This is a genomic window from Pseudoalteromonas sp. APC 3495, from assembly GCF_030407645.1.
In the GTDB taxonomy this organism is placed as follows: domain Bacteria; phylum Pseudomonadota; class Gammaproteobacteria; order Enterobacterales; family Alteromonadaceae; genus Pseudoalteromonas; species Pseudoalteromonas tetraodonis.
Window position 1 is genome coordinate 62691 of record NZ_JASDDA010000016.1, and the last position, 8755, is coordinate 71445.

An 8755-nucleotide genomic window follows, 5' to 3' on the forward strand; every position below is an offset into this window, starting at 1 on the left:
TGGCCAAATCTCCAATAATAATAGGCATAGTAATGAATTTAAGCGCACCTTGGCATCGTTACGCAAAACGTTTTACTCACTTGGCAGCCCTACTCACATTAAGTAGTTTGAGTTTAACGGCATTAGCTGCCCCACTCGATCAATCAAAAATTCAGTTTATCGGGCCTCTTGCAGAAGACATGCAAGCAAAGCCATTTCAAACACCGCATGGCGACGTGATTATCAATAATCTGCTTGCACAACTTGAATCAAATAAAGAAAGCTTTGTTGTGTTTGGTAAAAAGCATAAGTGGCAACCACTTGATAAAATTAACGCGCTTACTTTAGGCGGTTTACAAGCACTTAAATTTAATATTGAAACTAACCGATTTACTCAAGGCTCCTTAAACATTAAAGGAATAGAGCAAGGCCAGGTTTTTATTAACGGTGAGAAACAAAGTGGTGAAAACCAACGCTATCAGCTTGCTTTAAATAACGGCTCACACACCGTTATTGTCATTGCTCAACAGGTTGCTAATTGGAATGATGTCACCTTAGAGTTTGTGCCAAAAGCAGAAACTGACGCCGTGACCCTAACGACAAATAAGACCAAGCGCTTATCGGCTAAGCAATTGTTTGACGCCCCAACTATTAGCGGCTTGTCTTTGTCACCTGATGCTAAGCATTACTTAAGTACAACAAAGCGTTACAGCGATAAAACAGGCAACGACGCCATTACCACAACCGAGCTTAAAAATACTAATAACCAAACGGTATACCGATTTGAAGAAGCGCAGCCTAGCCAATTCACTTGGAGTCCTGATAATCAATTTTTAGTCTATTTACTCAACGGCGAATTAAAGCAGTTAAACCGTAAAACTTTCGCTATAAAAACCTTAGCCTCAGGCCTTGAGGGGGCAAGCAACTTTAGCTATTACAACGATAATAGTATTCTTTTTAGCTGGTCCAAATCACCTGAAGAAACCAATAGCCTCACTAAACATCATAAAGGCTTGCAAGACCGTTGGTCTTACGCCCGTACGGTTAGCCAATTATATTTACTCGATACCCACAGTGGTTTAACCAAAGCCCTGACCGAAGGCGTATTAAGCCATCAACTTGAAGATGCTAATAGCAACCGTGGAAAACTATTAATAAGTCGTCCAGTAATGGCCATGCAAGCCTCAACCCATCCAGAGACTGAGCTGGTTGAACTTACATTAAAATCCAACAGCATAAAATCGTTAGGTAAGTTTAAAACCTTTAATCAAGCGAAATATACCGCAAACAATATTTATGTTGTTGCAGGCCCTGATTTTAAAAATGGCGCAGGCAGAGTACTACCGCAAACCATGCTGGCGAATAATTATGATGGCCAGCTGTATTTACTAACCGATAACGCTAAAAAAGTAACGGCGTTAAGTAAACAGTTTGACCCTGCGATTGGCACATTGGAAGTACTAAGCAATGGCGATGCGTTAATCAAAGTGACAGAAAAAGACACCCAACCACTGTATTTATATGATCTGAGTAAACAACGCTTTAAAAAGTTAGATACAGGGTTTGATATTGTAGAACAGTTTAGTTTTTCAAATACTCGCAATACCCAGCTACTGCTCTCTGGCAGTAATGCTTCAAGCGCCCAACAACTCAAGCGCTTTGACGTAAGCAAAAATAAGGTGGAGTTAATCTGGGATTCAAACCCGATTGCATATGCCAATACCACGATTCCTAAGCTTGAAGAATTTAGCTTTACCAATAAGCGTGGCGTAGAAATATCTGGTCGTGTTTACTTGCCAAGTAATATTGATAAAACTAAAAAGCACCCTGCTCTGGTCTATTACTATGGTGGCACCTCACCTGTGACTCGTGGATTTACAGGGCGTTACCCTTTTAATTTATGGGCAGCAAACGGCTATGTGGTTTATGTGGTACAGCCAACTGGTGCAACGGGCTTTGGACAAACTTTTTCAGCGCAACATGTCAATGCGTGGGGCGATTATACCGCCGATGACATTATGCAAGGCACAGAGGCATTTTTAGCTAAATATGATTTTGTAGACAGAAGTAAAGTCGGTAATTTAGGGGCATCTTACGGTGGGTTTATGACGATGCTGCTTGCTACTAAAACCGATATGTTCAGCGCGTCTATTGCTCATGCGGGAATTTCAAACTTAACTTCTTACTGGGGTGAAGGATGGTGGGGATATTTATACTCAGGCGAAGCCTCTAAAAATAGTTTCCCGTGGAATAACTCTGAACTTTATAGCCAACATAGCCCAGTGTTTCATGCCGATAAAGTGACCACGCCATTACTGCTTATTCATGGTGACAGCGATACGAATGTGCCAGTAGGTGAAAGCTTAACTATGTACACCGCGCTAAAACTGCTAAATAAAGATGTTGAAATGATTGAGTACAAAGGAGCCGATCATCAAATATTTGCTCGCGATAAGCGCTTTAATTGGTGGAACACTATGTTGGCTTACTTTGATAAAAAGTTAAAAAATGAACCACAATGGTGGGATTCAATGTACGGCCAGTAGTCATTTAAATGCGCACTTAAAATAATTTATAAAAAGTGCGCAATACAAAGGTAATTTCATTATTCTTTTTTGTAATATAAAGTTACCGAAAAAAATTAAACTCTGTGTTATGCATGTAACGAATAATGCTAACATGCAAGGCTACTATTAAAAAAATAACAGACTATGGCAATTAATGTTTTATTGGTTGAAGATGACGAGCTGCTAGTAAAGCGCATCCAAAATCATTTTATAAATACCGAGTTCTCTATTGACGTTGACGCAACGGGTGCCGATGCTTTAAGCATGGTTAAAAGCCGTGTAAATCAGCGCAGTGCTATTTCCTTGGCAATTATTGATATTGTGCTGCCAAAGCGCAATGGTTTACAACTTGCCAAAGAGTTAAATACGCTCACCGATATTGGTGTTATTTTGTTATCGAGCCGTGACTCACAAGCTGATCGTATTGCTGGTCTTGCTCAAGGTGCCGATGACTATATTTGCAAGCCTGTCGATTTACTCGAGCTTGAGTTGAGAATGCGCGCTTTATACAAACGTATTGCAAACAATCAACACGACGATGACAGTGAAGAGTTTATCGAATACGCTGATTTTAAACTCCATCCAGATAACCGCACACTCATTACAGCCAGTGGGATTGAATCACGGCTCACCGAAGCAGAGCATAAAGTGCTTATTTGTTTAATCGGCAATGCCGGTAAAGCCACTTCACGTGAAAAAATATCAGAAGAAATTGGCCAGCCTGATTGGAGCCCCAACGATCGTACCGTAGACGTGTTAGTGGGTCGTTTACGTAAAAAGCTGAACGATGAGAAAGATCAAAAACGCATCGTCACCGTGCGTGGTAAAGGCTATATGCTATCTATTTAGTATTGGGTTAACTGCGATAATAAACGCTCAAATGCCCGATAATTAAGCGCTTCTTTAAGTTCATTTAAACTAATTTGTGGCGCGCCTTTTAAATCACTAATGGTACGCGCTACTTTTATCACTCTATGATAAGAGCGCGGCGATAACGCCAGCTTTTCACTGGCTCTAGCTAAAAACTGTAGCTCCGCAGCGGGTAACTCACAGTATAAGCTCATTTCTTTGTTATTTAGCCGCGCATTCACTTTACCTTGGCGTTTTAATTGTATTGCATAAGCCGCTTCTACTCGCGCTCTCACTTCAGCACTGGTTTCTTCTGCAGTCGTACTTTGTAGCTCCACGCTGCTTAGTCTAGGGAGCTCAATTTGCAAATCAATTCTATCGATAAACGGTCCTGATACCCGCGATAAATAACGCATCACTTGATCAGGGGTCGCCCGTTTATCATGATGGCACCCTGTCGGGCTGGGATTAAGTGCTGCAATAAGCTGAAACTGTGCCGGAAATTCCATTTGTCTTGCCGCGCGCGAAATCGTCACGGTTCCGGTTTCCATGGGTTCTCGTAACGAGTCCAGTACTTTGCGCTCAAATTCAGGCAGCTCATCTAAAAATAATACGCCATTGTGCGCTAACGATATTTCACCGGGTTTAGGGTTAGACGAACCGCCTACCAGCGCAACTGCAGAGCAAGTGTGATGAGGATTTCGAAATGGTCGCTGACGCCAGTTGGTTAAATCGATTGAGTGGCCAATAATGGAATACAAAGCGGCAGTATCAATGGCTTCATCATCTGACATGGTTGGCATTATTGTAGACATTCGTTGCGCAAGCATTGATTTGCCGGTTCCTGGTGGCCCTAAAAATAGTAGGTTATGTCCACCTGCGGCAGCAATTTCTAGTACTCGTTTAGCACCGGGTTGGCCTTTTACATCACTTAAATCGAGTAAAAAGTCTGGCGCTTGGGTACAGTCAGGGTAGGCAATATTTAATGGTAAAGGTTGTTGGTTGAGTAAGTCTCCCCAAACCTCTTGTATAGAGCTTACCGCTTTTCGTTTTACACCGCTGACAAGGCTGGCCAAACTATCGTTTTCAAGAGGAAGAAAGCAACAACGGTTTTGCTCTTTAGCACCGAGCACTGAGGGTAAAATAGCATTCACTGCACGTATTTCACCATTAAGTGCAAGCTCACCATAAAACTCATACTTATGAATATCAGGGCAGACTATTTGCCCCGATGCGACCAAAATGCCTACCGCAATCGCAAGGTCAAACCGCCCGCCGTCTTTTGGTAAATCGGCAGGTGCTAAATTAACGGTGATACGTTGATCGGGAAATCCAAATTGAGAGTTTTCAAGAGCGCTGCGTACTCTATCCTTGGCCTCTTTAACCGATGCTTCGGGTAAGCCGACAATATGAAATGCAGGTAAACCATTCCCTAAATGCACTTCAACCATAACCTCGGGGGCATTAATTCCTACTTGTGCGCGAGAAAATATACGGGCTAACGACATTCCTTATCCTAGTTAACTGCTGTATTAAACCAGTTTAGTCAGGATATTTAAAAACATGTAATATAATCTTCCATTTAATGGCCGAAAAGCGCAGCAATAAGGTCATTAACATACTCAAGATCATCGCCACTTCCACCGTTAAAGATAGGTTTATAGCTAAGGTATACACAATACCACCAGCAATACAGGTAATAGCATAGAGCTCACCTTTGAGCAGCATAGGAATATCGCGGGCAAGCACATCGCGAATCAATCCACCAAAACAGGGGGTGATCACCGCCATAATAATAACCGTCATATCAGGCATACCGGCCAATTGCGCTTTTTGTGCTCCCATTACCGCAAAAAAGGCTAAACCAAATGCATCGGCTGTTTGTAAAACATAATAAGGAATCGATTTTTGTTTATTGATCAGTCGTGTTGTAACAAGCACTGCGGCTAAAATAGCATAGAAGTAGCTTTGATCGTGTAACCAAAACACGGGTTGATCGAGTATCACATCGCGAACAGTACCGCCGCCAATAGCCGTAACGGTTGCAAGCACAACCACACCAAAGCCATCCATTTTCTTTTCATAGGCAACCAAGGTGCCCGATATAGCAAATACCGCTACGCCAATTAAATCAAACCAGTGATAGAGTTCAGTCATAATTTTGATAACAAAAAGTTTTAAAGAGTTTAACGCATAGCATACTAAATATTCAGAAATAACACTTTCAAAAAGTAGAATTAGAAAAGAACAGCAGAAATACGTGTTAAAAATAGCGTGAGGGAATATGAATTTTAGGCATAAAAAAACACGCTTTAGGCATGTCGATTTAATAAAACATGTTATTTCAGTGGTTGCGGGAGCCGGATTTGAACCAACGACCTTTGCTGGCTAATGGAGAGCTGAGTCGACGCGCTTTTAGACGCACTGAATTTTAGGCATAAAAAAACACTCTTGTAGAGTGTCGATTTAATAAAACATGTTATTTCAGTGGTTGCGGGAGCCGGATTTGAACCAACGACCTTTGCTGGCTAATGGAGAGCTGAGTCGACGCGCTTTTAGACGCACTGAATTTCAGACATAAAAAAACACTCTTGTAGAGTGTCGATTTAATAAAACATGTTATTTCAGTGGTTGCGGGAGCCGGATTTGAACCAACGACCTTCGGGTTATGAGCCCGACGAGCTACCAGACTGCTCCATCCCGCGCCTGAAATTGCAGATTTATTTATAGTTGCTTACATTACAACTTGGCTTCCAATCCTCTAAAGGAAATTGGTTGCGGGAGCCGGATTTGAACCGACGACCTTCGGGTTATGAGCCCGACGAGCTACCAGGCTGCTCCATCCCGCGCCTGTAATTTCTTTGTAACAGTATCGTGTTATTCACAAGCCTGTTTCGAAGAGAGCGCTATAATATAGGAATAAACCTATAATGCAAGGTTTTACTAATTAAAAACGTTTAAGTGAACAAAAACTCATCAAAAGGCGGTTATTACACTAATCGCTGATGTGGGTTTATCATTTTTTGCCACTCCCAATCGGGATGCCCCATAACAATAAAGTCTGGGTTTTCTGTGCTTTCCCTTTGGTTATAGGTCAGAGGGTTAAACTCAGCATCGGTAATACACCCCCCCGCCTCTTCAACTATTACTTGTGATGCGCCAGTGTCCCATTCACCAGTGGGACCAATTCTTAAAAAGCAGTCAGCTTTACCTTCAGCAACAATACAAGCTTTAAGCGAACATGAGCCTAAAGCCACCGTTGCAAATTGCGCATTTAAATACTGACTCACGGCTTCTATCTTTTGGCGGCGGCTTACAGCCAAAGTTAAACTTTCGGGAGGCGCTACAAATATTTGTTTATCATGCTCGCCTTTACGCTTAAACGCCCCATTATTAGCGGTAGCAAAATAGGTCACGTCTTTTGCTGGCCAATGAATCACTCCCAATACAGGATGATTATTTTCTATCAGCGCAATATTAACGGCAAAGTCGCCGCTTTCTAATATAAATTCACCGGTGCCATCCATCGGATCAAGCAGCCAATAGCGTTGCCAGTGCTGCCTGTCTTCCAATGCTGGGATCGGCGTCTCTTCTGACATAATAGGAATATCGGGAGCTAGCGCTTTTAAGCCAGCAACAAGTACATCGTTTGCGGCTAAATCTGCTTTAGTAACTGGCGTATTGTCTGATTTTTCTTGTTGACCAATATCATCTTTTTTATAAATAGCCATAATTGCATCACCTGCACTTTGGGCAAGTGTTATGCATGGTTCAAGTAATTTATCCATTAGTCGCTCCTGAGGCTAAGTACTTATCTAATAATAGCAGAGCGGCAACACTACGTGCTTCAGTAAAGTCAGGTTGTTCTAATAGCGACTGCCACTGCGCAAGTGGCCATTTAACAAGCACTAATGGCTCTGGCTCATCACCTAATAGGGTTTCAGGGTATAAATCTTTAGCAAAGAGAATATGCATAGTGGCATTGAAATAACTAGGCGCCATAGTGACCGTTTTAAGTGCTTCAAAGTATTCTGCACCAAAGCCAATTTCTTCTTTGAGCTCTCGGTTTGCCGCTTGCTCAGGTGTTTCACCGGGGTCAATTAATCCTTTAGGGAAACCTAACTGATAGTCATTGGTGCCGGCGCAATACTCTCGAACGAGTAGTAGTTCGTTTTCAGCTGTGATGGGTACAATCATAACGGCTCCACGGCCACCGCCGCGAATTCGTTCATACTGACGCTCTTCGTCATTTGAAAATTTTAGTTCTAAAGACTCCACAGTAAATAAGCGACTTTTAGCGACAACATTATTACTGAGAATTTGTGGTGGTGTTGGGTGCTTTTTCTGTGTCATGGGCATCAATTTGCTATCATTGCAGTTATACTAATCATATACCCAAATGAGTATAAGATGCGAGTTTCAGTTTGAATTAAAAGCAATTTAAATGCAGAATTAATCATAAAATATCTTACCCGTAGTTAAGGTTAAATATTTATCTGGCGTTATTGAATTCGCCCTTAATATTTCATCATTGGGTATATGTTTTTATAGTTCAATTAACAGAGCCCATTATATTTCGCTTGCAAGCATTTCATCGCAACGTAGTCATTTAACGCCTCAATTTCCACAAGGATATATCATGCTCAATTGGTCAAAAATCGATACTGTATTACTCGACATGGACGGGACTTTACTTGATTTACATTACGACACTGACTTTTGGCTCAATGTTGTTCCACAACAACATGCTCTGGCTCAAAATATCAGTTTTGAGGAAGCCCGCGCAGATATCTTAAAACGCTATCAGGCTGTGAGTGGCAAAATTCAGTGGTACTGCTCTGACTATTGGGAAGCACAGCTAAACTTACCTATTCTCGAACTAAAGCGCCAGTCTGCTCACTTAATCAAAATTCGTGAAGACGTTCCGCATTTTTTAACGGAACTTCGACGTGCAGGTAAAGAACTCATTTTACTTACCAATGCTCATCCTGAATGCGTCATGCTCAAATTTGAACATACCGCTATTGATAATTATTTAGACGGAGTGGTGTCAACGCATGAATATGGGGTAAGTAAAGAGCAACAAAGTTTGTGGCATAAGGTTCAAGGGGATTTAGGGTTTGATAAACGCCGCACATTATTTGTAGATGACAGCTTACCGGTATTAAATGCCGCTCGAGAATACGGCATTGAGCATTTACTTGCGGTTGCTAACCCGAATAGCCAGCAACCACATAACGATATAACCGATTACTTAAGCGTCACCGATTACCGTAAGCTTATTTAGGGTCTGTTGATCTTTCAAGGTTAAATTTGCAGCAGTCTGTTTGGTATTTAGGCAAGGCAGAGCCTATGTGGTG

General features: G+C 41.8%; 7 protein-coding genes and 2 tRNA genes. 3 read left to right on the forward strand and 6 right to left on the reverse strand.

The features are described 5' to 3' along the window. The first annotated feature begins 32 nt into the window (after positions 1-32). A complete protein-coding gene (locus QL984_RS08785) occupies positions 33-2525 on the forward strand; it encodes a prolyl oligopeptidase family serine peptidase (RefSeq protein ID WP_096038084.1) in 2493 nt (830 codons plus the stop codon). 165 nt (positions 2526-2690) lie between these two features. Beyond that, positions 2691-3395 carry a response regulator transcription factor gene (locus QL984_RS08790; RefSeq protein WP_013463763.1) on the forward strand — a complete coding sequence of 235 codons (705 nt, stop codon included), beginning with the start codon at positions 2691-2693 and terminating at the stop codon, positions 3393-3395. Here QL984_RS08790 and QL984_RS08795 read toward each other — a convergent pair. The 6 genes from QL984_RS08795 to nudE all read right to left on the reverse strand — a co-directional run bounded on the left by QL984_RS08795 (position 3392) and on the right by nudE (position 7748). Continuing rightward, complete coding sequence (locus QL984_RS08795) at positions 3392-4903, reverse strand: YifB family Mg chelatase-like AAA ATPase (protein ID WP_013463762.1); 1512 nt, start codon at positions 4901-4903, stop codon at positions 3392-3394. The genes QL984_RS08790 and QL984_RS08795 overlap by 4 nt on opposite strands. A gap of 34 nt (positions 4904-4937) precedes the next feature. Continuing rightward, on the reverse strand, positions 4938-5552 hold the full coding sequence (locus QL984_RS08800; RefSeq protein WP_024601286.1) for a trimeric intracellular cation channel family protein: 615 nt from the start codon (positions 5550-5552) through the stop codon (positions 4938-4940). A 471-nt stretch (positions 5553-6023) separates the two neighbouring features. Continuing rightward, positions 6024-6100: transfer RNA gene (locus QL984_RS08805), tRNA-Met, on the reverse strand. A 67-nt stretch (positions 6101-6167) separates the two neighbouring features. Continuing rightward, positions 6168-6244: transfer RNA gene (locus QL984_RS08810), tRNA-Met, on the reverse strand. Between the two features lie 141 nt (positions 6245-6385). Next, entirely contained in the window at positions 6386-7183 is a 798-nt protein-coding gene (gene cysQ / locus QL984_RS08815) for a 3'(2'),5'-bisphosphate nucleotidase CysQ (protein WP_013463760.1), read from the reverse strand. Further along, positions 7176-7748 carry an ADP compounds hydrolase NudE gene (gene nudE, locus QL984_RS08820; protein ID WP_024601288.1) on the reverse strand — a complete coding sequence of 191 codons (573 nt, stop codon included), beginning with the start codon at positions 7746-7748 and terminating at the stop codon, positions 7176-7178. Before nudE ends, cysQ begins: the two co-directional genes overlap by 8 nt. Before the next feature lie 286 nt (positions 7749-8034). Here nudE and yrfG point away from each other — a divergent pair, with 286 nt between their 5' ends. Further along, positions 8035-8682: a GMP/IMP nucleotidase gene (gene yrfG / locus QL984_RS08825; protein WP_036955619.1), complete on the forward strand. Its 648-nt coding sequence runs from the start codon at positions 8035-8037 to the stop codon at positions 8680-8682. Positions 8683-8755: the final 73 nt, after the last annotated feature.